Source organism: Sodalis sp. RH15, assembly GCF_047324255.1.
GTDB lineage: Bacteria > Pseudomonadota > Gammaproteobacteria > Enterobacterales > Enterobacteriaceae > Acerihabitans > Acerihabitans ligni.
Genome location: NZ_CP178738.1, coordinates 3,223,554 through 3,246,492 on the forward strand (window position 1 = coordinate 3,223,554; position 22,939 = coordinate 3,246,492).

The window sequence follows — 22,939 nt, forward strand, 5'->3', positions numbered from 1 at the left end:
CAATCCCCGGCCTCTCCTCCGTTTGTCTCTGCTCAGGCGGTAAGATCTTGGCACAGATAATCGTAAATACGCCGCGTGTCTTCCAAGGCGCATAACCGGGTGCCTTTGTGCAGGGTGGCCGCGCTGCCCGCCGCCACACCGTATCGCGCCATATCCAGCAAATCCGCGCCCTCGGCCAGCTTCAGCGTCATTGCGCCCACCATACTGTCCCCGGCGCCCACGGTGCTCATCTTTTTAACCGGTGGCGGCACGACCTGGAATACCCGATCCTTATCCGCCGCCAATGCCCCCTGAGGACCGAGGGATACCACCACGCGCTCGGTTTTGCCCTGGGCAATAATTTCCAGGGCCGCTTGCCTTACCGCATCGGGATCGTCCAGATTACGTTTCACCAGTTCCGCCAGCTCTTTTTGGTTAGGTTTGACCAGCGCCAGATTGCCGATATCCAGACATGCTTTCAGCGCCGGACCCGAACTGTCCACAACGCAGCGTAAACCACAGCGCTGGGCCTCTTGCAGCAAATGCTGCAGATTCTCCACGCTAATGCCCGGCGGCAGGCTACCGCTGATAACAAACAGGGAATTTTTAGGGAGGCCGGGCAGCCGCTGTTCAAACAGAGCAAATTCTTCGCCGGTCAGATGCGCTCCGGGCATAACGAAACGATACTGCTCGCCGGTGCTTTCTACGTGTACATGGAGATTCTGCCGGGTCCAGTCCTTGGTTTCGATGGCATCGGTGGTTATTCCTTCCGCCCTGAGCAGTTCGGTCAGATGGCGGCCTGTAGGGCCGCCAATAGGAAACAGCGCGGTGGCGTCCCCCCCTAAATGCACAATCGCCCGCGCCACATTGATGCCGCCGCCGCCCGGTTCAAACAGCGGGGCGGTGCAGCGCAGCTTGCCTTCGGCGTAAAGCCGATCGGTGGTCGTGGCGCTGTCCAGGGACGGCGCCAGGGTCAGGGTCGTTATCGGTATCATCATTCTCTCCTTGCAACCAATGTAACCGCCAGCATAGCACTCTTTGCAGACCGTCTCGTTAGGGTAAAAAGGGTTTTGCTCTTTTTTAAAAATAAAGGCTAAAGATTTTTAAGCGGCGTCCGATATATCCGTATACAACAAAACGGGGGATACCATGAGTGCAAAAAGTGAACAACGTTGGAAGTGGATTAGTCTACTTTTGCTGGCAGTGCTGGTGGGATTGACTGGCGTGTTATTCAAAACCACCCCGCCCATGTGAAATGGAAAGATAAGCGCCATACAAGGCTGTTTGCTGCGGTAAATCCTAGATGGGATGTGATCCAGCACATGCATTTTATGAAAAAAAGGGTCTAAAAAATGATCCCGCTCCTATTTTTTGCACCGAGAAAGGTGTAGGATTTTTCTTAAAAGATGTCAGGTAAATGTGAGGTTGTTATGGATTATTTCTATCGTTTAACGCTGCCAAGCATAGTATTGATATGTATGGCGTTTTGGATCGCTGTCGTTACTGCGTTGGTGTAAAAAACCCCATAATGACCCAGCTGATTCTCGCAAACCCGCTACGGCGGGTTTGCTGCATTATGGTGCAATCGATTATATTTCACTTGACACCACTGCTGACATGATAAAGAGCTGTTGAGCATGAATTAAAAGGATGTTAATCCTTTTTGTGAAATCGCTACAGTCCTGGGCGTCTCATTAACATCTCTTACTTTGATATCCTCACGGCCTTTGGTAGAGGATCTTTCCCGGCAGTACCCCAAGAATATCCCTGCCTGTTTCAAGTAGCCGTGAATAGCGAAATAACGCTTCGTTTATCTCAAATCCGCTGAGTCCGGCGAGGTTGTTTTTCTTGAGACAGACGGCAAATCGCATCATCAAAAATATTAATCCATATTTTTCCAGCAATGGCGCATTAGCGGCCTGCTCATCGGCCACTTTAAGTAAAATAGCAAAATTTTCATGATTCAGCTCGGTTTTATATATAGGTATGGAGAGAAGGGAAGCATCCTCTTGAAAGGGAGTTAACATAACACTGCTTCCGCCGACAAATAGTCGCTTTAGTGCATCGTTTTTTGCCATTACCTCCTTTTTCCACTTAAGCAGCGCTGTGGCTATCGGGTCATTTCCCACCAGGTTAAGGGGAAGAGGGGTGCCGTCATAGTAGTCTACATAATGAACAATTCCGGCGTGGGAATTCTGTCGGCGAATGAGACAACCCAGCGCAATAGTGCCCAGAGGAAAAGGGACATAAGGTTTTTGTTCACTTTGTGTTAATTCAACGATAACAGTTTTTTTTAAGCTGTCGGACAGTTCTTTTTGTTGCAGCTGCAATGCTATGCGCAATTGCCTTTCATGGGGACGCAAAGCGTCGAGAGGAAGATTTTTTTGCTGGTGTACCCGATAAATTTCCTTTAGCGGACGTAGGGATGTTCCCTTTACCGCGGCGACAAAATTGGAATAATCAGGCTCTTTCAGGTATGAGGCTATGGCCTCGGTGATAGCCGGTATGCGATGGAAAATAGCTTCAGGACTGTTTTTAACCGCGATAACACCCCCGATGCGGTTCTGCCGCGTGCCTGAGGAAATTGATGATTGCTGAATATTATTTTCGTGATTATTGGTTACTGGTAATGCTGATATTATTGCGTTCATTATTGGTATCTTTCTTTGGGGAAAAAATTATAAATACAATATCGGCCGGCAACGTCTTTAAAAAGATTTTATCGCCGGGCACGTCACCGCTGCCATGGGGCACTCATCAAGCCATTGCTTGGCGGGCCGACCGTGGCAGGGAGCTCATCCTTTATGCTGGTGGCTGTATGAACCCGATACGGGGCGGACTTTGATGTTTAAAAATCATGAGCGATTATAATTTTGACACTATTTTTTACAATTTTGATAAAAAATGCGTAACTGCTTCTTATGTAGCATATTTAAACGTTAGCCAGGCTTATGATAAAATAAACCATCTGTTTTTATTCGGCCGTCTTTTTATGTCTTATCTTTCTGATTTGTTGAATAGAATCAATGCAATACAAATGGATTATCAATGTCCTGATTGTAAGATGACCTCAAAACAGAATTTACGAGATATTAGAGAAGGGCGGGTTATAATTTGCCCTCATTGCAAAGCATCATCATTACCTACAACACATTTCAAAAAATAACTTATCTCTTTTCCAAGGTATCACCCGCGGCCTTGGAACACTTCTATTACCACCAAGACTATAAATCGACTTCCTTGTAAACAAGATGCGGCCTACGGCCACTAGACAAAACTTCAACAAGATTCCGCCGACTGCGGAGGTACAAATGCGCCCGCCATGGAAAATTGCCCCCGTTACAGGACAGCGAAGATACCCAGGGCCCGTTCTGCTGGGCGTTATGACTTAGGTGCTTAACGACAAGAGAACCGGCGAGTTTGAGCATCGTCCGCCTATGTGGGGAGGTTATGATAAATCAGCTTTGATATGCCACAAGAAATGTTAATATGCTCGTTCAAATCGCACAGCCAAAATGATGACTTTGCCATTTGTGTATCGACTTGTGTACCAATTTAACGATTGTCGGTTAAATGGTTATTCAATCTATTAAAAAACCAAAGTAAATTTAATTGTATGTGATCTTGCGTGTGGATCACCACTGCAAATTAAGGAAACGACCATGCCAGTGATTACCCTTCCCGACGGAAGCCAGCGTCAGTACGACCACCCCGTATCCCCCCTTGATGTAGCCCGCGACATCGGTCCCGGCCTGGCGAAAGCCTGCATCGCCGGACGGGTGAACGGTGAATTGACGGATGCCGTCGATATGATTACCGAAGATGCCCAGCTTGCCATCATTACCGCCAAAGATGAGGCCGGATTGGAAATCATCCGCCACTCCTGCGCGCATTTACTGGGGCATGCCATTAAACAGCTGTGGCCCGATACCAAAATGGCTATCGGCCCGGTAATCGATAAAGGCTTTTATTACGACGTCGATCTGGATCGAACGCTGACCCAGGAAGATATCGACCTGCTGGAAAAGCGCATGCACGAGCTGGCCGATAAGGATTACGACGTCATCAAGGAAAAAGTGAGCTGGCAACAGGCCCGGGATGTGTTTGTCGCCCGCGGCGAACAGTATAAGGTGGCGATACTGGACGAGAATATCAGCCATGACGATCGTCCCGGCTTGTATCACCATGAAGAGTATGTCGATATGTGCCGCGGGCCGCATGTGCCGAATATGCGTTTCTGCCATTATTTCAAGCTGCAAAAGACCTCCGGCGCTTACTGGCGCGGTGATAGCAACAACAAGATGCTGCAGCGCATCTACGGCACCGCCTGGGGCGATAAAAAGCAGCTCAGCACTTACTTGCAGCATCTGGAAGAGGCCGCCAAGCGCGATCACCGTAAAATCGGCAAGCAGCTTGATCTTTACCATATGCAGGAAGAAGCCCCCGGCATGGTGTTCTGGCACAATGACGGCTGGATTATCTTCCGCGAGCTGGAAGCCTTCGTGCGCACCAAGCTGCGGGAATACAAATATCAGGAAGTGAAAGGGCCATTTATGATGGACCGCGTCCTGTGGGAAAAAACCGGTCACTGGGAAAACTATGCCGAGCATATGTTCACCACGTCATCGGAAAACCGTGAATATTGCATCAAACCGATGAATTGTCCCGGCCACGTGCAGATATTCAACCAGGGATTGAAATCCTACCGCGATCTGCCGCTGCGCATGGCTGAGTTCGGCAGTTGCCATCGTAATGAACCTTCCGGATCGTTGCACGGTTTAATGCGCGTGCGCGGATTTACCCAGGATGATGCCCATATTTTCTGTACCGAAGAGCAGGTGCGGGATGAAGTAAACAATTGCATCAAAATGGTGTATGATATTTACAGCACGTTTGGCTTCGAAAATATTCTGGTTAAACTTTCTACCCGTCCCGAGAAACGCATCGGTAGCGATGAGGTGTGGGACAGGTCGGAGAAAGACCTGGCGGCCGCTTTAACCGAAAACGGCATCGCATTCGAATTTCAGCCGGGCGAAGGCGCATTTTATGGTCCTAAAATCGAATTCACTCTTCTGGATTGCCTGGATCGCATGTGGCAATGCGGCACGGTACAGTTGGACTTTTCATTACCCGGTCGTTTAAACGCTTCATATATTGGCGAAAACAACGAGCGCCTGGTGCCGGTAATGATACACCGTGCCATCCTGGGGTCGATGGAACGTTTTATCGGCATACTGACGGAAGAGTACGCTGGTTTTTACCCGACCTGGCTGGCGCCGACACAAGTTGTGGTGATGAATATCACTGATAATCAATCGGAATACGTCGCAAAAGTGACAGAAAGATTGTCCGCAGCCGGCATTCGTGTAAAAGCAGACTTGAGAAATGAGAAAATAGGCTTTAAAATCCGCGAACATACTTTGCGTCGGGTGCCCTATATGCTGGTCTGCGGAGATAAAGAAGTGGAAGCGGGCAAGGTTGCCGTGCGTACACGCCGTGGTACAGACCTGGGCAGTATCGACGTTACCGAGATTATCGAAAAGCTGCAGCAAGAGATACGCAGCCGTAATCTTCATCAACTGGAGGAATAAAGTATTAAAGGCGGAAAACGAGTTCAACCGGCGCGTCCTAATCGCATTAACCGAGAAATCCGCGCCGCAGAGGTTCGTCTGACGGGTATCGATGGCGAGCAAATTGGTATAGTCAGCCTCAATGAAGCGCTTGAAAAAGCCGAGGAAGCGGGCGTAGATTTAGTTGAAATCAGTCCCAACGCCGAGCCGCCGGTTTGCCGAATTATGGATTACGGCAAGTTCCTCTATGAGAAGAGCAAGTCCACCAAAGAGCAGAAAAAGAAACAAAAAGTTATTCAGGTTAAGGAAATCAAGTTCCGGCCTGGTACGGATGAAGGCGACTATCAGGTAAAACTACGCAACCTGATTCGTTTTCTGGAAGACGGCGATAAAGCCAAAATCACCCTGCGTTTTCGCGGACGTGAAATGGCGCACCAGCAAATCGGTATCGAAGTGCTTAACCGCGTTCGCGACGATTTGACAGAACTGGCGGTAGTTGAATCCTTCCCGAGTAAAATCGAAGGACGCCAGATGATTATGGTGCTCGCACCGAAGAAGAAACAATAAGGCCTGCAAGTAAGACGGCGTGTCGTGCGGTTTATCGGCACGTTGTCTTCGCCTCATTGGTTCATATTATCAACAATGCGCAGTAGAGAATATATTCATGCCAAAAATCAAGACAGTGCGCGGTGCTGCCAAGCGCTTCAAGAAAACCGCCTCCGGCGGCTTTAAGCGTAAGCATGCTAACCTGCGTCATATTCTGACCAAAAAAGCCACTAAGCGTAAACGCCACCTGCGTCCTAAATCCATGGTCTCCAAAGGCGATCTGGGTTTGGTCATCAGGTGTTTGCCGTACGCATAAGCGTCACTTTCAACGGTTTTCGAATAAGACTTAGGAGAGCATATGGCTCGCGTAAAACGTGGTGTGACAGCTCGTGCACGTCACAAAAAGATTTTGAAAAAAGCGAAAGGCTACTACGGTGCCCGTTCGCGTGTTTATCGTGTCGCCTTCCAGGCGGTCATCAAAGCAGGTCAATATGCTTATCGTGACCGTCGTCAGAAGAAACGCCAGTTCCGTCAACTGTGGATCGCGCGTATCAACGCCGCGGCCCGTCAGAACGGCATATCTTACAGCCGCTTCATTAATGGCCTGAAAAAAGCCTCTATTGAAATCGACCGTAAGATCCTGGCTGACATCGCCGTATTCGACAAAGCGGCTTTCGCTGCCTTGGCGGAAAAAGCGAAAGGTTCGCTGGCATAAACTTTATGAAAGAGGGGGCTTGTCCCCCTCTTTTTTAAACTATTGGCCGATAGGGTTTGTTATATCGTTATTTGATTCATTCAGACAATATCAATCACAAGGTAATGCAAGCATGAATGCTGCTATTTTCCGTTTCTTTTTTTACTTTAGCGCCTGAATAACGGGGGCTTGCGCGTAAGGAAAGAAACGAAAAATAGCGCTAAAGCCTCCCGGTGTGGAGGCTTTTTTTTGCTCGTCGCCAGCCTGGATGACCAGCCTGGGTCGCAGTACAGATCAATCAGTCCATTTACGATTAAGCCATAGAGGCCGGAAAAAGAGGAACGCAATGCCACATCTCGCAGATTTGGTTGTGCAAGCCAAAGCAGCCATAGAAAAAGCTCAGGATATAGGCGCGCTGGATAGCGTGCGCGTCGAATATCTCGGCAAAAAAGGTCATTTTACCCAGCAGATGACAACCCTTCGCGATTTGCCGGCAGAGGAGCGTCCCGCCGCGGGAGCGGTGATTAACCAGGCGAAGCTTGCGGTGCAGCAGGCGCTGAACGAGCGCAAAGAGTATCTGGATTCCTCGGCGCTCAACGCGCGGCTGGCGGAAGAGACGCTGGACGTGTCTCTTCCCGGCCGGCGCAAGGAAAACGGCGGCCTTCATCCGGTAACGCGGACGATTTCGCGCATTGAAACCTTTTTTGGCGAGTTGGGCTTTTCCGTGGCCACCGGGCCGGAAATCGAAGACGATTATCATAACTTCGATGCATTGAATATTCCCGCCCATCATCCGGCTCGCGCGGATCATGATACCTTCTGGTTTGATGCCACCCGGCTGCTACGCACCCAGACGTCGGGGGTGCAAATCCGCACCATGAAAAACCAGCAGCCGCCAATCCGCATTATCGCACCGGGCCGGGTCTATCGTAATGACTACGATCAGACCCATACGCCGATGTTTCATCAGATGGAGGGGCTGATTATCGACACCAATATCAGCTTCACCAACCTGAAGGGCACTCTGCATGACTTCCTGCGCAACTTCTTTGAAGAGGATTTGCAGGTGCGATTCCGTCCCTCCTATTTTCCCTTTACCGAGCCGTCGGCGGAAGTTGACGTGATGGGTAAAAACGGTAAATGGCTGGAAGTACTGGGCTGTGGCATGGTCCATCCGAATGTGTTGCGCAATGTCGGCATCGACCCGGAGGTTTACTCCGGCTTTGCGTTTGGCATGGGCATGGAGCGGCTGACGATGCTTCGTTACGGTGTCACGGATTTACGGGCATTCTTCGAAAATGATCTGCGTTTTCTTAAACAATTCAAATAAAGGCGGGATGAACACATGAAATTCAGTGAACTTTGGCTGCGTGAATGGGTGAATCCCGCAATCAGCAGTGACGCGCTGGCGGAACAAATCACTATGGCCGGACTGGAAGTGGACGGCGTGGAGAAGGTGTCCGGCGAATTTTCCGGCGTGGTGGTGGGACGGGTCATTGCCTGTCAGCAGCACCCCAACGCCGACAAACTGCGGGTCACTAAGGTGGACGTGGGTGGTGATGCGCCGCTGGATATTGTGTGCGGCGCGCCCAATTGCCGCGAAGGCCTTACGGTGGCGGTGGCCACCATCGGCGCCGTGCTGCCGGGGGATTTCAAAATAAAGGCCGCCAAGCTGCGCGGCGAACCTTCCGAAGGCATGCTGTGTTCGTTCCGTGAACTGGGCATGTCGGAGGATCACAGCGGAATCATCGAACTGCCCGCTGACGCCGCGGTAGGGACCGACATTCGCGATTATCTCAAGCTTGACGATACTATCATCGATATCAGCGTTACGCCGAACCGGGCCGACTGTCTGGGCCTGCTGGGTATTGCCCGTGACGTGGCGGCGGTGAATCGCCTGACGCTGAATCAGCCGGCAATCGACCCCGTGGCTCCGGTGGCGGCGGACGTCATCGACATCCGTGTGGAAGCGCCGCAGGCCTGTCCCCGCTATCTGGGACGGGTTGTAAAGGATATCGACGTCACGGCGCCGACCCCGCTGTGGATGAAGGAAAAATTACGCCGCTGCGGTCTGCGTTCGGTGGATGCGGTGGTGGACGTCACCAACTATGTCCTGCTGGAACTGGGCCAGCCGATGCACGCCTTTGACCGGCAGAGCATTGAAGGCGGGATTGTGGTACGCCTGGCCCGTGAAGGTGAATCCCTGACGCTGCTTGACGGTACCGAAGCGGCCTTGAATCCGGATACGCTGGTGATAGCCGATCGCCAAAAAGTTCTGGCGATGGGCGGCATTTTCGGCGGTAAATATTCCGGCATCAATAGCGCCACCCGGGATGTGGTGCTGGAATGCGCATTTTTTAATCCGTTGTCCATCACCGGGCGTGCCCGTCGCTACGGTTTGCATACCGATGCCTCGCACCGTTATGAACGCGGTGTCGATCCGGCCTTGCAATACCGCGCCATGGAGCGCGCCACCGGTTTGCTGCTGGCTATCTGCGGCGGCCAGCCCGGGCCGGTGATTGATGTTACCGATTCCGCCGCTTTACCTCAATGCGCCGCCATTACCCTGCGGCGTGAAAAACTGGATCGCCTGATAGGCCATGGCGTGCCGGATGAGGATGTGACGGATATACTTACCCGCCTTGGCTGCGAGGTTAGGGTCGGCAAGGGGCAGTGGCAGGCGGTTGCCCCCAGTTGGCGTTTCGATATGAGCATCGAAGAGGACCTGGTGGAAGAAGTGGCCAGGCTGTTCGGCTATAACACTATTCCCAATGTTCCGATTCGCGCGAATCTGCAAATGACCCGTCATCGTGAAGCGGCGCTGCCTTTAAACCGGGTGAAAACCATGCTGGTGGATCTGGGTTACCAGGAAGCCATAACCTACAGTTTTGTCGATCCGGCGATTCAAAGTCTGCTCCATCCCGGCCAGACGGCGCTGACGCTGCCCAGCCCCATTTCAACGGAAATGTCCGCCATGCGTTTATCGCTGTGGAGCGGATTATTGGGTGCGGTAATTTACAATCAGAACCGTCAGCAAAATCGTATACGTTTATTCGAAAGCGGTTTGCGCTTTGTTCCTGATAATGAAGCGGACCTTGGCATTAGGCAGGATCTTATGCTGGCGGGAGTCATTACCGGCTCACGTTATGATGAACATTGGGATCTGGCGCGTCAGCCGGTGGACTTCTATGATTTAAAGGGCGATCTTGAATCAATACTTGAACTTACCGGTAAACTTGCCGATATTGAATTTCGCAGCGAACAGAATCCGGCTTTACACCCAGGACAGAGTGCGGCATTGTATCTGGCAGGGGAACACATTGGATTTATTGGCGTTATCCACCCAGAATTGGAATCTAAGCTGGATTTAAATGGCCGAACCGTTGTCTTTGAACTACTCTGGGATAAGGTTGCCACGCGTAAAGTGCCTGAAGCCAGTGACATTTCCCGCTTCCCGGCGAACCGTCGCGATATCGCAATAGTCGTCGCGGAAGACGTCCCAGCAGCAGAAATTATGGCAGAGTGTAAGAAAGTTGGCGCAAATCAGGTAGTTGGCGTAAACTTGTTTGATGTGTACCGGGGGAAGGGCGTAGCGGAAGGATTTAAGAGTCTGGCTATCAGCCTGATATTACAGGATACCGCTCGTACACTGGAAGAAGAGGCTATTGCCGCCACCGTTGCCAGATGTGTGGCGGCACTAAAACAGCGATTCCAAGCATCCTTGAGGGATTGAACCTATGGCGCTTACTAAAGCTGAAATGTCAGAATACCTGTTTGAAAAGCTTGGGCTGAGCAAACGGGATGCCAAAGAGATAGTGGAACTATTTTTTGAGGAAGTCCGGCGTGCGCTGGAAAATGGCGAGCAGGTGAAATTATCGGGATTTGGTAATTTTGACTTGCGCGACAAAAATCAACGTCCGGGCCGTAACCCCAAGACTGGCGAAGACATTCCCATCACCGCCCGCCGGGTAGTGACTTTTCGTCCGGGACAGAAGTTAAAAAGCCGCGTTGAGAATGCTTCACCTAAAGAGTGACGTATTTCCGCTAAAGGCCGCGTAATGCGGCCTTTTTTTTAATAAGACCACGCCGGGTTTTTTTCCCGCGGATTAACTTTTTGGCCCTTAGGGCTTTCTGTCGTCATAAATGTAAAGATTCCATTAAGTTTCCCCTCGGAAACCGTAAACCATCTTTATCTGATAGTGGCGCATTTTGCCGGCTGATATAACGACAGCACGAGATGGCTGCCAAACAGGTCATATGATGAAAAAGAACAGCGTATTGCTTGCTATAGCTCTGGTTTTGCCCTGGGGCGTGATGGCGGACGATTTCTCCGCCGGTGCGCCGGGTGTGGTAGTCCAAATCGGGGCCCAGGATCAGCAAGGGTATTTCTGGGACGGTGATACCTGGCGCTCTCCGCAGTGGTGGTACGACCATCAGGATAGTCATATTGGCGAGCGCAACGATCGCGGCTGGTATTGGGATGGTTTCCAGTGGCGCACCGAGCAGTGGTGGGATGACCATCAGGACAATGATTTTGGTGAACGGAACCTTAGCGGCTGGTATTGGGACGGTTATGAGTGGCGTTCACCGCAATGGTGGGAAAGCCATCAGGAAAATTATTATGGCGAGCGTAACGAATTCGGCTGGTACTGGGACGGCTGGCAATGGTTACCCTATCTGCCGCAGGGATTCAGGGATAATCGGGGCCGATACTGGGATCACGGCAATTGGTCGCCGAGACGTCCCAGTGATTATGATCGCCATTTTCAACAACCCGGCCGCGGCGAAGGCCATCCCGGTTACCAGCATCCCGGACGGCCACAGCATAACGGCGGCCGGCCGTTCCAGGGCGGGGGCCAACAGCATAACGGTGGGCAGCCGTTCCAGGGCGGGGGCCAGCAGCACAACGGCGGGCAGCCGTTCCAGGGCGGGGGCCAGCAGCACAACGGCGGGCAGCCTTCCCAGGGCGGCGGTCAGCAGCATAGCGGCGGCGGCCAGGTATTCCAAACCGGCGGCCAGCGGCAGGAGCCTAATGGCGGTCAGCGGGAGCATAACGGCGGCCAGGTATTCCAAACCGGCGGCCAGCGGCAGGAGCCTAATGGCGGTCAGCGGGAGCATAACGGCGGTCAGGTATTCCAAACCGGCGGCCAGCGGCAGGAGCCTAATGGCGGTCAGCGGGAGCATAACGGCGGTCAGGTATTCCAAACCGGCGGCCAGCGGCAGGAGCCTAATGGCGGCCAGCGGGAGCATAACGGCGGCCAGGTATTCCAAACCGGCGGCCAGCGGCAGGAGCCTAATGGCGGTCAGCGGGAGCACAATGGCGGCCAACAGCAGCACAGCGGTGGGCAGCCGCTCCAGGGCGGCGGGCAGCGCGAACATAACGGCGGCCAGCAGCGCCAAGGCGGCCAGCAGGAGCATAACGGCGGCCAGCAGCATCAGGGCGGCGGCCAACGTGAAATCATCAAGCCCCCGCATAACTGACATCTCATAAACCTGCCATCCATGCGGTGCCGCCGGCACGTCTTCCGGGCACCGCATTTCTTGTTCGGCTGTAATGCCGGCAAACCGCCAAGCGATGTTACCGCGCTACCCCTTTACTCTCAATACCGGTAGGATAAGAGCAGTTTACCGGTCCGGGCGGAACAAGGAATATGTCTGTAAACAGTCCGATTTTCAGCGCATTGAAACAGCGGCAGCAGCGTCGGGATGCTATCCGTGTCCGCTGGCTGTTCCTGTTCCTGGCGATAGCCGTTGTGATAAGCCTTTGTGCGGGCGATGTCTGGTTTTGGCCGACACAGTGGTTTAGCGATGCCGCGGAGGTATTTATCTGGCAACTCAGATTGCCGCGCACGCTGGCGGTTATCGCCGTCGGCGCCTCACTGGCGCTGGCCGGGGCGGCAATGCAGAATATTTTCGAAAATCCTCTGGCCGAACCCGGGCTGCTCGGCGTGGCGAACGGGGCCGGCGTCGCCTTGACGCTGGCGGTATTTTTAGGCCGGGGGCTGGTGCCGGTATGGGGGCTGGGAGCGTGCGCCGTAGGCGGCGCGCTGGCCATTACCGCGCTGTTGTTATGGTTTGCGCGCCATAACGCTTCGAATGCCCGGCTGCTGCTGATTGGCGTGGCCTTGGGCATTTTATGCAGCGCGGTAATGACCTGGGCGGTCTATTTCAGCTCCAGTCTCGATCTGCGCCAACTGCTCTATTGGATGATGGGAGGATTCGGCGGCGTGGACTGGCGTGACAAATGGCTGGTGCTGACCTTGCTACCGTTCATTCTTTGGGTTTTATGCCAGGGAAGGGTCATGAACCTGTTGGCGCTGGGGGAACAGCAGGCTATGCAGTTGGGGTTGTCGGTCTTCCTCTGGCGCAATCTGTTTGTCCTCGCCTTCGGCTGCATGGTGGGAATAAGCGTGGCGCTGGCGGGCGCGATCGGCTTTATCGGATTGATTATTCCCCATATATTGCGCCTGGCGGGCTTGACCGATCACCGGTGGCTGCTTCCGGGCTGCGCCCTGGCCGGCGCCGGGGTGCTGCTCTTGGCGGATGTCGTCGCCCGGGTAGCCCTTTACTCTGCTGAATTGCCTATCGGCGTGGTTACCGCCACCCTGGGTTCGCCAATATTTATCTGGCTATTAATCAGGATAAGAGGCTAAGCTAGATCTATCAATTCAAGTTAACCTGCTGATTTCCAGCAACACCTGGAGGGCACACCGATGAGTGATAAACTGTATTCTCTGCCGCTTAAGACCATTACCGGGGAAACCACCACCCTGGAGAATTTTAAAGGTTCGGTACTGCTGATAGTGAATGTCGCCTCGAAATGCGGACTGACGGATCAATACGAGGCGTTGGAAAGCCTTTATAAGGAAAAGCACCAGCATGGTTTTGAGGTGCTGGGCTTTCCCTCAAATGAATTCGCCGGTCAGGAACCGGGCAGCGATGATGAAATACTGGCGTTTTGCCGCGGGACATTCGGCGTTGAATTTCCGATGTTCAGTAAAATCGAGGTCAACGGCGAGCATCGTCATCCCTTGTACCAAGCCTTGATCGCCGCGCAGCCTAAAGCCGTTACGCCACAAGGCAGCGGATTCTTTGAACGGCTTGCCGGCAAGGGGCGCACCCCTAAGCATCCGCAGGATATCCTGTGGAACTTTGAAAAATTTCTCGTCAGCCGCGACGGCCAGGTTCTGCAACGCTTTGCCCCGGACATGAAACCTGACGATCCGATTATCCTTGAGGCGATAAACGGGGCGCTGGCAAAATAAAATGCCGGTTTTTCCTGGGCGCTCGCACGCGCCGCGACCGGGCGGCAGCCGCCGGTGACGACATCCCTGGTCCTCGACCTGCGGCAGGTTGCGGTGCGGCAAAGACTGCGGCCGCTATCGCTGCAGGTCCCTGCCGGCAGCCTGATTCATCTTATCGGTCCTAACGGCGCAGGCAAAAGCACGCTGCTGTCCGCCATCGGCGGTCTGACAAGCTGCGAAGGGGAAATCCGTCTGCTGGACCGGCCGCTGCGGCAGTGGAGCAGCGCAGCGCTGGCACTGCATCGGGGCTATCTTTGCCAGCAAGCCTTGCCCTATGCCCTGATGCCGGTATTCCAATACCTGACATTACATCAGCCTCGCAACGCCGCCGAGCGGGACATCGATGGCGCGGTCGGGTATCTTGCCGAAGCGCTCTCTCTGGCGGATAAGCTCAATCGCCCCCTAAACCGGCTCTCCGGCGGCGAATGGCAGCGGGTGCGCCTGGCGGCGGTACTGCTGCAGGTGTGGCCGGCGATTAATCCGCGCGCCTCGCTGCTGCTGCTGGATGAACCAGCGGCGAGTTTGGATATTGCCCAGCGAGTGGCTCTGGACTCCCTGCTATCGGAGCTCACCGCCGCCGGCCTGGGCATCTTGGTCTGCGCCCACGATCTTAACCATAGCCTGCGCCATGCCGGGGAAATCTGGCTGCTGTCCGCCGGGGAGCTGGCAGCGCGGGGCCATCCCCGGGATGTGATGCAGCCGGCGATACTGTCACCGGTATTCGGCGTGAAATTCGAACTGTTGCCCGCCGGCGGTACGCCCTGGCTGGTGGCATCCGGCCTGGCGCCGCAAGCCGCGACAGCGGTATGATACCTTGACCTGTCCAGCGGTTGGACAGCGTTATGCTGATGGGCAAAAAATGAGACGGATATCTTTTTGTTGGCTGTTCCTGTTTAGCTTAATTCTTACCGGCTGCAGTCATCACGCGCCGCCGCCGGATCCCCGGCTGGCAAATTCCAGGGTGGTGAGAGCGCAGCTTAACGATCAGTTACGGCATTGGTACGGCGTTCCTTATCGATATGGCGGGTTGGATCAAAACGGCGTGGATTGTTCGGGGTTCGTGTATCGCACTTTCCGCGATCGGTTCGGTATTGTGCTGCCGCGTTCCACCCAAGACCAGACCAAGGTCGGTACCCGCATATCCCGCGACGATCTGTTGCCGGGGGATTTAGTGTTTTTCAAAACCGGCAGCGGCGGTAACGGCTTGCATGTCGGTATCTTCGATACCGGTGATAAATTTATCCATGCCTCCACCAGTCGCGGGGTGATCCGTTCATCGCTGGATAATGTCTATTGGAGCAAAGCTTATTGGCAGGCCAGGCGAATCTGATACTGACGCCTTATACAGTCAGCCCGGATGCCGCCTGACGAGCTACAATAAAAACAGGAGGCGCCATGGCCAATACCCCTATCTTCAATAACAGTTATCACCGGCAACTTCCCGGGTTCTATACCGAACTGATGCCGGCTCCCCTGCGCGGCGCGCGTCTGCTCTACCATAATAGCGAACTGGCGCGAGAGCTGGCGCTGGATGACGACCTTTTTGCCGAGCCTCATTCCGCCATCTGGAGCGGGGAGCGGTTGTTGCCGGGAATGCAGCCCTTGGCGCAGGTTTACAGCGGCCATCAATTCGGCGTCTGGGCCGGGCAACTGGGGGACGGGCGCGGGATCCTGCTTGGGGAGCAGCAATTGGCGGATGGCCGTTCGGTAGACTGGCATCTGAAAGGCGCCGGTAAAACGCCTTATTCGCGCATGGGGGACGGACGGGCGGTGTTGCGCTCAGTGGTGCGTGAATTCCTGGCATCCGAGGCGCTACATCATTTGGGCATCGGCACCACCAGGGCGCTAACCATCGTCACCAGCGACGAGCCGGTGTGGCGTGAAAAGCCGGAACCGGGGGCCATGCTGTTGCGGGTGGCGGATAGCCATGTGCGGTTCGGGCATTTTGAACACTTCTATTATCGCCGCGAGACGGAGATGGTCAGGCAACTGGCGGACTATGTCATCGGCCGTCATTGGCCGCAGCTGGTGGGTCAGGCGGACGCCTATCGTTTATGGCTGACCGACGTGGTGGAACGCACGGCGCGTACCATAGCCCAATGGCAGGCGGTGGGGTTTGCCCATGGCGTAATGAATACCGACAATATGTCCATACTGGGCATCACCATTGATTATGGCCCCTATGGTTTTCTCGATGCCTATCGTCCGGGCTATGTTTGCAACCATACCGATTATCAAGGGCGTTATGCTTTTGATAATCAGCCGGCGGTGGCATTGTGGAATCTGCATCGCCTGGGGCAGGCGCTGTCGGGACTGATGCCGATAAGCGACCTGGAACAGGCGCTGAACTGTTATGAACCGGCGTTGATGCATGCCTATGGCGACGAGATGCGGGCCAAGCTAGGCTTCGCTACGCGTGATAAACGGGATAACGATATACTCACCGGCCTGCTGAGCCTGATGGACCGTGAAGGCAGCGATTATACCCGGGTGTTTCGCCTGTTAAGCGACAGCGAGGCGGCGAATTCCCGCTCCCCGCTGCGCGATGAGATGAAGGATCAGGCGGGGTTTGATCGGTGGTTTGAGGTATATCGGCAGCGAGTTCGGGAAGAAGACCGGGACGACGAAAGGCGACGGCAGACCATGCGGGCCAAAAATCCCAACTTTATCCTGCGCAACTATCTGGCCCAGCAGGCTATTGACGGCGCCGAACAGAACGACACCGCTTTTTTACACCGGCTCCTCCAGGCATTGCGCCATCCCTATGATGACGATCCGGCTCTGGACGACCTGGCGGCGCTGCCGCCGGAGTGGGGCAGGCACCTGGAGATTTCCTGCTCCAGCTGATAAGCGCGAGCCTGAATTTTTATGGGGTAGGGATCGGTGTTAATGATTCTTCATGATATTCGGTGTCTAGATTGAACCAGTCAGATAAATATTTGAATTCCTCTATGGAAAGCAATATATCCAAAAAAGCCTGTTGGGCAAAAATGCTTTCTTGATCATCTTCAAGGTTGTAGTCAGCGACTATTTGCTCCAAAACCTGCAATGAGGTAGGGCTTAGCTGGATATCACCCACGGCATGGGGAAGGTCGGGATGTTTGTTATACAGCAGCTGAAATATATCAAAATAGATGAGGGGCGCTTGCCAGGCTTCGGATGCCGCGGCAAGAGGAAGCGAAGTATTAGAAGAATCACTTTCTGCTTTTTCGGATAGTTCGTCGCGTTTGTCGCGGCTAAGGGAGAATTTTTGGTTCATCCTCAGCACGAAATCGATCAAATCATGCAGCCGACGATGTATTTTCTGCGTTCGCTTATACTCTTTGGCATTGAAGTTCGGCATATTTTGGCGGCTAGGGCCCGGGTCGCTAGTTGGCCCCCAAAGACGCTCATCAGGAGTGAACCAGCGAAACCACTGGGGCCTTCTTTCTTCCATTCGCCCGCCATCGATGACTTTATAGGGATAAGCCTTGATTTTTATCCCTAGCTCATCGGCTAGGGTTTGCGCCGTGGAATAGCGGTAGCCAAAACCGCCATAACAGGAGTGAAGATCAATACTTTCCAATTGGTGCAATATAAACGGTGAATCTTCAAGAAATTGCAATCCCTTTATGATATCTGAAAATTCAATTGCATCCATATGATTAACGTTAAAAGGCGCTCCGTGCAGCTTTATTCGCAAGCGCGTTTTAACGTCATTAAGCAACTCAATATGGCAATCCTTTCCTAACAAGAGATTTTTACGCGGTATGGCTTGTTCCCGATAACCCTTTATTCTGCCATCGCTTAAATAGGTTGTGATTTTTTCATGGGGAATATCACTATATACAGCGGTAGACACACTTGACCCATGCGCCTCACCCACGATGACAAAAAAATTCTGCTCTTTGTGGCGTAATCTTAAAAAACCGCCGTGAAATGTACCCAATTGTTCGGCAATAACGATAGATGCTCTTTCCGGCAACGCGGGATCGAAGAAAGAGTTGCGCATGCCGATAAATCGCCCGTGTTTTATGCTTAGCAACAGATGCTCGAGACAGCCGGAAGTGTTATATATTCCCAGTAGTATCCCGTCATTGACTTTTAACAGGCTCTCTGTTGAAGACAGTCGCTCTTTATTGATGAAGAAGGCTTGGCTATGCAGATTTGATTTTTTAGCATCCATCACCATCCTGAGCAATTGTCTGGCACTCTCTTCATCGATTTTGTTACATTTCAATAAAACATCTAAAGGAAATTGTTCAGGGAATGAAAAATGTCGAGAATCCCTACGCAAAGCCCTTGCCGCGTATCGGATTTCATTCACCCCGTCATGCACAAGTGTATATGTTTTTTGCTTATGAGAGCGGTTGTTTGACAATAAAGAGGGCTTATACCAGGCGGGTTCCTTCAAGAGAAAGCCATTTTTAATGATAACGCTCGGAGAGGTGGCTTCACGATAGCTGAAATATTCAGCATCCTCCATAAAATCAAAGTCTTTATATTTTATTAACTCAAATGCCTGCGGGGAACGTTTATACATCATAAGCCACTCGTTTTCCGTGAACACATCCCTATTGTCCCGGGTCATGATGGCCTTACGTATCTCTTTAATGTCAATAATGAATTTATTTTTGCCTATGTCTATTCTCAGTGCGAAATAACCTTCCGGCGAAGCGTCAAATTGATTACGCCAGGCGCTAACGGCACGAAAGCGCATTATTCCTTCTTGTCTTTCGTCAAGCGCCCTGGAGGCGGAAACGATAAAACTCTCATCGCGGCTATAGCCGTTGGTTTTAATGGCAGCAATGATCTCGTTGCGAAAGAAGAAGGTGCGGTTGAATCGCATCAAAAAATGTTCACGATGGGCCTTATTTAAAAGAAGATCATGCACAAATTTATTATTATATAGATAAAATCGCAGGATGCGTTTGTGGAAGTTGATTGTGCCTTTATCAATGGCGTCCGGCTCCGCCAAAACGCACATCGGCTCTGGTTTTATCAGGCCGAGTTCCGTTATCTTGCGACCTGAAGGGTGATATCTATCAAAAGAGGGGGCAAGGGGGGCCGGCAACTTGCTTATACTGGTAATCCACTCCCCGGAGGGGCTTCTTGCTACCGGGACGGCAAAAGCTCTTTCATTGGGCATGTGGTGGTTAGCGATACGCCACACATCGCTGTCGCTTTCTCTAAAGACGGGAAAAAAGTCGTGATCGTTAACGACATAGTAATTTGTCCTCTCGGATGTTTTATCGGCATAAATTCCTATTGCCTGGGTTTCAAGCGTATGGGTATCGACATTCACCTTCCAGCTTTGCCTGAGAAGTTTTTTTCGCAATCTTTCGGCTCGAATGGCAATGTTGGCAACCAAAATAGATTCCTGTACTTTGTGATGGAGTTTTTCGGTAATTGAGATAAACGAGGAGCTTGACGGTTGAAGCGGGCATAAGAAAGAAAAGAATTCTTTGGCGGCGACCCTGGACATATCCATTCCGGCTTGAGAAGATTGGGCTATTAACTCCCGGATCATGAATTGTTTTAGCGCGGCCTGTTTGATGTCGTTTTGCAAGGCATTGTGCAAAGCATGCTTGAGCGTATTTTCAGAAATTTTTTTGAAATTGCCGCCTAGCTGGACTATAAGCAACATCAGGTCAAAGAGGTCAAACATAATGTCTTTGAAACGAATTGTATGATCTTTATCATACCAATTTCGGCAAAGGGCTTCAAAAAAGGGAATAGTGGAAGAGATGAAATCGACCCATGAATAATAACGCAATACTTCCTTGAGACGATCGGAAAGCGTTATCAGCGTGGCTTGGGTCAGGAAGTCGATATTTTTGATAAAAGGCGCATCAGGATGAAGCGCCTGCTGTCTGTCATCCAGACTAAAAAGATAAGGTTTGACGACCTTCATAATATCCTGCCCTTTAACTGCCACCAGGGTGTAAGGAGGTCGGGGCAGGGTGGCGGAGTCTTCCTCCGGCGATTTCAGCACTATGTCCAGCAGGGTCGTCAGTTGTGCGCTGTTAGCATCGATGGGGGGGAATAGATGCGCCATTACGGTTTCGTTGACGCTGTAAGCCGGTCTGCTTAAAACATCAATATTCTCATTACTCTGCAACCAGAAATCCTTTAATTCCAGTAAATGGGGATCATTTTCTAACCTTTTGATATCGCTAATGAAAACAAACCCGGCTAAGGTCGATAATAAAATAAGCTTTCCACTATACAATCTTGCAATGGTGAGAAAACCTGGATTTTTTTCAGGCATCGAGTAATGATTGAAGGGGGAGAGGCTATTGGATATATAGTTTCTTGAGAATACCATGAATGCAAAAATTTCCTTTGGCGGATAAATAGCATCGATATAATCTACCGTTGAGCTGGCGATCGCATTCATAGCCATATTTCGGGCTTCATGGAGAGAATACTGAAGTTTATAATCATAGAATTGATTATAATAATCTTCCAACGACTCTTTTTTATTGGATGCCTGAAGTTCAAAGACGCTTGTGAACTCATGATGAAGGCGGGATTTATATTTAACAAATAAACTTTGCTGCGCGCTGATGAATTTTTGTAAAACAAAAAAAACATTAAAGGAGCTGAGATGTTCATCATCATGGTGTGAAAAACGGGAAAAAAACCAAAAAACCGCGGCCCTAATCATTAAATCATAGTCTCCGGATTCCAGACGCCTCTCATACTCCTCAAGTAATCCATACGCGTTAATTTTTTTATCAGCAAAATCCGCATCTAGCTTCATGGCCTCGACCTTTGCTGCGGCAATGAACTGTTCTTCGGAATCAGCCTGTAAGATCATATCTTGATCAAAATAATAACGAATCATCTGAACAAATTCTTGTTGAGCATTGATACAAAATGTCATTAAGACAAATACGGTTTTATCATGGCGTATTAGTGTTCTGAAATCCTCGCGCCATAAAGTATGATGAGTGAATTTCTCTTTCTCATACGTATTATTCTCAATTAATTCTTTAACGATCTGCAACGTTTTTTGCCAAGGGAAAAGGTTTTTTTTATACCACGCTTGATTGGCGTCGTGCTGTTTCTCATTCAATCGGAATACTTCAACCAAATTCATAATGAGATCCAGATAGGGATGATTATCATCCTTGCGATAAATATAGTTGTGCAACTCAGTGGAAAATACTTGCTTCATGGTTGAAAAGTCAATTTCATGCTCATCTTCTGAAAATAAATACCAATGGTCCGTCATCTCTCCAGGTAAAAGAAAATTATGGCTATGAATACTGATTCCATTAACGCGTGTATATTCTAAAATATGATAAAATTTCAATTTTATTAGCGCGTCAATCAAAAATTCCCGATCCCCTGTCATCAAGGCGAAATAAATATCTAGAGTGTTAACATGGTTCATTTTATCGAAGGGTGATATTTCATCTAATACCAACTGTTTACTATATTCTTCATGAGATTCCTTTAATAAATACAAATTGCGCAAGATATTATGCAAATGCGCGTGTTCATTAAAACTGGCGTTGTGCAATTTCTCTATAATAGCAGTTTCGGCTAAGGCGAAATTTTTATTTTTGAGAGAAGATATCGTTTCCACAATGACATCTATATTAACATGTTCGTAGGCGTCAGCGATTTTTTTATTGATGTCTGGTATATGATCGGTTATTTCACTATATGAATTTAAATGGGAAGAAATTTTGATTTGAGGTTCAAGTTTGTCATATAATAGATCATTAAACTTTGTGATAATATTTTCTGTATAAGATTTAAGGATGATCATATTTAAAGAGTAAGACTTGTCTTTAAATAATAAGCCATTATAGATAATCTCCGCCGTTTTTCCGGCGATAAGCATGTCCAGCTTCAGCAAATACGATAGCTCATCCTGCGGAGTGTTTTCCAGGGACAATGTCGAGTCAAGCTGTGCCAGCAGCGCAGCGGCAATTTTATTCGCAGGGTTCAATTCAAGTTGATGTCCGCCGATGTCGAACATAATTCTACCACGACCCGGCAAGATCTCGGCGATATCCTTTGCCAGCGCCAGAGGGTTGGTTATGGCTGAAACATGAAGGTGAGGGTAGATGATGCCTGTTTCAGGCTCTGTGATATTTATTACCGCCAATTGGGCCTGGAATTCCGTTGCTGACCTATAAAGTATATTCTGAAGAGGCCGTATGCCCGCCGTCTCCGTCATCTGTCCTTCCGCGCCTGGAAACATCAGCGGATCGCGCAGGCCGGCAAACCATGCGAACAGGCTATCCATCCAAGCCGGTTGATTGGGGGTTGAATATTTCCATTGATGACCTCCAATAAAATGGGCCAGTAAATTTCCCATTGAACCCAGGAAGGTTATATTAGGTCGTATCATGGCCTCAATATGATAAATTTCGCCATGGCTCACAATGAGCCTGTCATCTAAAAATCCAGCATAAATGGCGTTGCCACTGGGTAGCTGCACTCGTACGGTGGAGATAATATAGGTTTCTTCAGCTATGTGTATGCGGGTGAATTTCGTATCTTTAGCCTGGAGTAAACAGTCAGGATTGTTCTTAAGTTCACTGACGCATTGGAATAGATAATCAGCTTGTTCTTTTTCCTCCGCTGTTTCATTTTCTGCGCTCCAATCAGTTGTTGCCTGAAAAAAAAGTTTCTCCCTCCCTGCAGGGAAGTGTTTACACACATTATCTGCACGTCTAAGCCCCAATAGGTAACTGCTTAATGAAGATTTAATCTCAATATTACCTGAATGTGTTGCTGTACGTAAATTTAAATTATTGGTGAAGGATATAGCTTCATTTAACATTGTTATGTCCCTATTAATCCGTTAACTGCCGAGGGTGGTGATATTGTCAACAAAAGAGAGC

General features: G+C 50.8%; 18 protein-coding genes and 1 other annotated feature. Of the genes, 15 read left to right on the plus strand and 3 right to left on the minus strand.

The features are described 5' to 3' along the window. Positions 1-32: 32 nt before the first annotated feature. A complete protein-coding gene (gene pfkB, locus ACL2XO_RS14735) occupies positions 33-974 on the minus strand; it encodes a 6-phosphofructokinase II (RefSeq protein ID WP_132927743.1) in 942 nt (313 codons plus the stop codon). A 723-nt stretch (positions 975-1,697) separates the two neighbouring features. Then, positions 1,698-2,630 carry a hypothetical protein gene (locus ACL2XO_RS14740; RefSeq protein ID WP_413740946.1) on the minus strand — a complete coding sequence of 311 codons (933 nt, stop codon included), beginning with the start codon at positions 2,628-2,630 and terminating at the stop codon, positions 1,698-1,700. 341 nt (positions 2,631-2,971) lie between these two features. Here ACL2XO_RS14740 and ACL2XO_RS14745 point away from each other — a divergent pair, with 341 nt between their 5' ends. The 15 genes from ACL2XO_RS14745 to ACL2XO_RS14815 all read left to right on the plus strand — a co-directional run bounded on the left by ACL2XO_RS14745 (position 2,972) and on the right by ACL2XO_RS14815 (position 16,940). Further along, positions 2,972-3,145: a YnfU family zinc-binding protein gene (locus ACL2XO_RS14745; protein WP_413743064.1), complete on the plus strand. Its 174-nt coding sequence runs from the start codon at positions 2,972-2,974 to the stop codon at positions 3,143-3,145. Between the two features lie 496 nt (positions 3,146-3,641). Then, a complete protein-coding gene (thrS, locus tag ACL2XO_RS14750) occupies positions 3,642-5,570 on the plus strand; it encodes a threonine--tRNA ligase (protein ID WP_203521458.1) in 1,929 nt (642 codons plus the stop codon). Between the two features lie 3 nt (positions 5,571-5,573). Further along, positions 5,574-6,116: a translation initiation factor IF-3 gene (infC, locus tag ACL2XO_RS14755; protein ID WP_132921627.1), complete on the plus strand. Its 543-nt coding sequence runs from the start codon at positions 5,574-5,576 to the stop codon at positions 6,114-6,116. A 97-nt stretch (positions 6,117-6,213) separates the two neighbouring features. Continuing rightward, positions 6,214-6,411 carry a 50S ribosomal protein L35 gene (rpmI, locus tag ACL2XO_RS14760; RefSeq protein WP_132921626.1) on the plus strand — a complete coding sequence of 66 codons (198 nt, stop codon included), beginning with the start codon at positions 6,214-6,216 and terminating at the stop codon, positions 6,409-6,411. 42 nt (positions 6,412-6,453) lie between these two features. Next, positions 6,454-6,810, plus strand: a complete 357-nt coding sequence (gene rplT / locus ACL2XO_RS14765; RefSeq protein ID WP_132921625.1) for a 50S ribosomal protein L20 — start codon at positions 6,454-6,456, stop codon at positions 6,808-6,810. 107 nt (positions 6,811-6,917) lie between these two features. Beyond that, positions 6,918-7,041, plus strand: a sequence feature (Phe leader region). Beyond that, positions 6,923-6,967 carry a pheST operon leader peptide PheM gene (gene pheM, locus ACL2XO_RS14770; protein WP_106120997.1) on the plus strand — a complete coding sequence of 15 codons (45 nt, stop codon included), beginning with the start codon at positions 6,923-6,925 and terminating at the stop codon, positions 6,965-6,967. It overlaps the preceding feature by 45 nt. A gap of 94 nt (positions 7,042-7,135) precedes the next feature. Further along, a complete protein-coding gene (gene pheS, locus ACL2XO_RS14775; RefSeq protein WP_132921623.1) occupies positions 7,136-8,119 on the plus strand; it encodes a phenylalanine--tRNA ligase subunit alpha in 984 nt (327 codons plus the stop codon). Between the two features lie 15 nt (positions 8,120-8,134). Then, a complete protein-coding gene (gene pheT / locus ACL2XO_RS14780; protein WP_413740947.1) occupies positions 8,135-10,522 on the plus strand; it encodes a phenylalanine--tRNA ligase subunit beta in 2,388 nt (795 codons plus the stop codon). 4 nt (positions 10,523-10,526) lie between these two features. Further along, a complete protein-coding gene (gene ihfA, locus ACL2XO_RS14785; RefSeq protein ID WP_011411244.1) occupies positions 10,527-10,823 on the plus strand; it encodes an integration host factor subunit alpha in 297 nt (98 codons plus the stop codon). A gap of 223 nt (positions 10,824-11,046) precedes the next feature. Continuing rightward, positions 11,047-12,270: a DUF2502 domain-containing protein gene (locus ACL2XO_RS14790; RefSeq protein ID WP_413740948.1), complete on the plus strand. Its 1,224-nt coding sequence runs from the start codon at positions 11,047-11,049 to the stop codon at positions 12,268-12,270. A 170-nt stretch (positions 12,271-12,440) separates the two neighbouring features. Then, the gene (gene btuC, locus ACL2XO_RS14795) at positions 12,441-13,442 is read left to right on the plus strand and encodes a vitamin B12 ABC transporter permease BtuC (RefSeq protein ID WP_413740949.1); all 1,002 of its coding nucleotides are present in this window, start codon (positions 12,441-12,443) and stop codon (positions 13,440-13,442) included. Between the two features lie 60 nt (positions 13,443-13,502). After that, entirely contained in the window at positions 13,503-14,054 is a 552-nt protein-coding gene (locus ACL2XO_RS14800; RefSeq protein ID WP_132921620.1) for a glutathione peroxidase, read from the plus strand. Positions 14,055-14,108: 54 nt separating this feature from the next. Further along, a complete protein-coding gene (gene btuD / locus ACL2XO_RS14805; RefSeq protein ID WP_413724440.1) occupies positions 14,109-14,903 on the plus strand; it encodes a vitamin B12 ABC transporter ATP-binding protein BtuD in 795 nt (264 codons plus the stop codon). 49 nt (positions 14,904-14,952) lie between these two features. Beyond that, positions 14,953-15,423 (plus strand): NlpC/P60 family protein, encoded by a 471-nt coding sequence (locus ACL2XO_RS14810; protein ID WP_132921618.1) that lies wholly within the window; start codon positions 14,953-14,955, stop codon positions 15,421-15,423. A gap of 65 nt (positions 15,424-15,488) precedes the next feature. Further along, positions 15,489-16,940, plus strand: a complete 1,452-nt coding sequence (locus ACL2XO_RS14815; protein WP_413740950.1) for a protein adenylyltransferase SelO — start codon at positions 15,489-15,491, stop codon at positions 16,938-16,940. A gap of 19 nt (positions 16,941-16,959) precedes the next feature. On the opposite strand, the gene ACL2XO_RS14820 is transcribed toward ACL2XO_RS14815, so the two are convergent. Beyond that, positions 16,960-22,878 (minus strand): hypothetical protein, encoded by a 5,919-nt coding sequence (locus ACL2XO_RS14820; protein ID WP_413740951.1) that lies wholly within the window; start codon positions 22,876-22,878, stop codon positions 16,960-16,962. Between the last annotated feature and the right edge of the window lie 61 nt (positions 22,879-22,939).

Bases quoted from the DNA above. Each gene is read 5' to 3' on its own strand.
- pfkB (WP_132927743.1), bottom strand. From the start codon at position 974: ATGATACCGATAACGACCCTGACCCTGGCGCCGTCCCTGGACAGCGCC.
- ACL2XO_RS14740 (WP_413740946.1), bottom strand. From the start codon at position 2,630: ATGAACGCAATAATATCAGCATTACCAGTAACCAATAATCACGAAAAT.
- ACL2XO_RS14745 (WP_413743064.1), top strand. From the start codon at position 2,972: ATGTCTTATCTTTCTGATTTGTTGAATAGAATCAATGCAATACAAATG.
- thrS (WP_203521458.1), top strand. From the start codon at position 3,642: ATGCCAGTGATTACCCTTCCCGACGGAAGCCAGCGTCAGTACGACCAC.
- rpmI (WP_132921626.1), top strand. From the start codon at position 6,214: ATGCCAAAAATCAAGACAGTGCGCGGTGCTGCCAAGCGCTTCAAGAAA.
- rplT (WP_132921625.1), top strand. From the start codon at position 6,454: ATGGCTCGCGTAAAACGTGGTGTGACAGCTCGTGCACGTCACAAAAAG.
- pheS (WP_132921623.1), top strand. From the start codon at position 7,136: ATGCCACATCTCGCAGATTTGGTTGTGCAAGCCAAAGCAGCCATAGAA.
- pheT (WP_413740947.1), top strand. From the start codon at position 8,135: ATGAAATTCAGTGAACTTTGGCTGCGTGAATGGGTGAATCCCGCAATC.
- ihfA (WP_011411244.1), top strand. From the start codon at position 10,527: ATGGCGCTTACTAAAGCTGAAATGTCAGAATACCTGTTTGAAAAGCTT.
- ACL2XO_RS14790 (WP_413740948.1), top strand. From the start codon at position 11,047: ATGATGAAAAAGAACAGCGTATTGCTTGCTATAGCTCTGGTTTTGCCC.
- btuC (WP_413740949.1), top strand. From the start codon at position 12,441: ATGTCTGTAAACAGTCCGATTTTCAGCGCATTGAAACAGCGGCAGCAG.
- ACL2XO_RS14800 (WP_132921620.1), top strand. From the start codon at position 13,503: ATGAGTGATAAACTGTATTCTCTGCCGCTTAAGACCATTACCGGGGAA.
- ACL2XO_RS14810 (WP_132921618.1), top strand. From the start codon at position 14,953: ATGAGACGGATATCTTTTTGTTGGCTGTTCCTGTTTAGCTTAATTCTT.
- ACL2XO_RS14815 (WP_413740950.1), top strand. From the start codon at position 15,489: ATGGCCAATACCCCTATCTTCAATAACAGTTATCACCGGCAACTTCCC.
- ACL2XO_RS14820 (WP_413740951.1), bottom strand. From the start codon at position 22,878: ATGTTAAATGAAGCTATATCCTTCACCAATAATTTAAATTTACGTACA.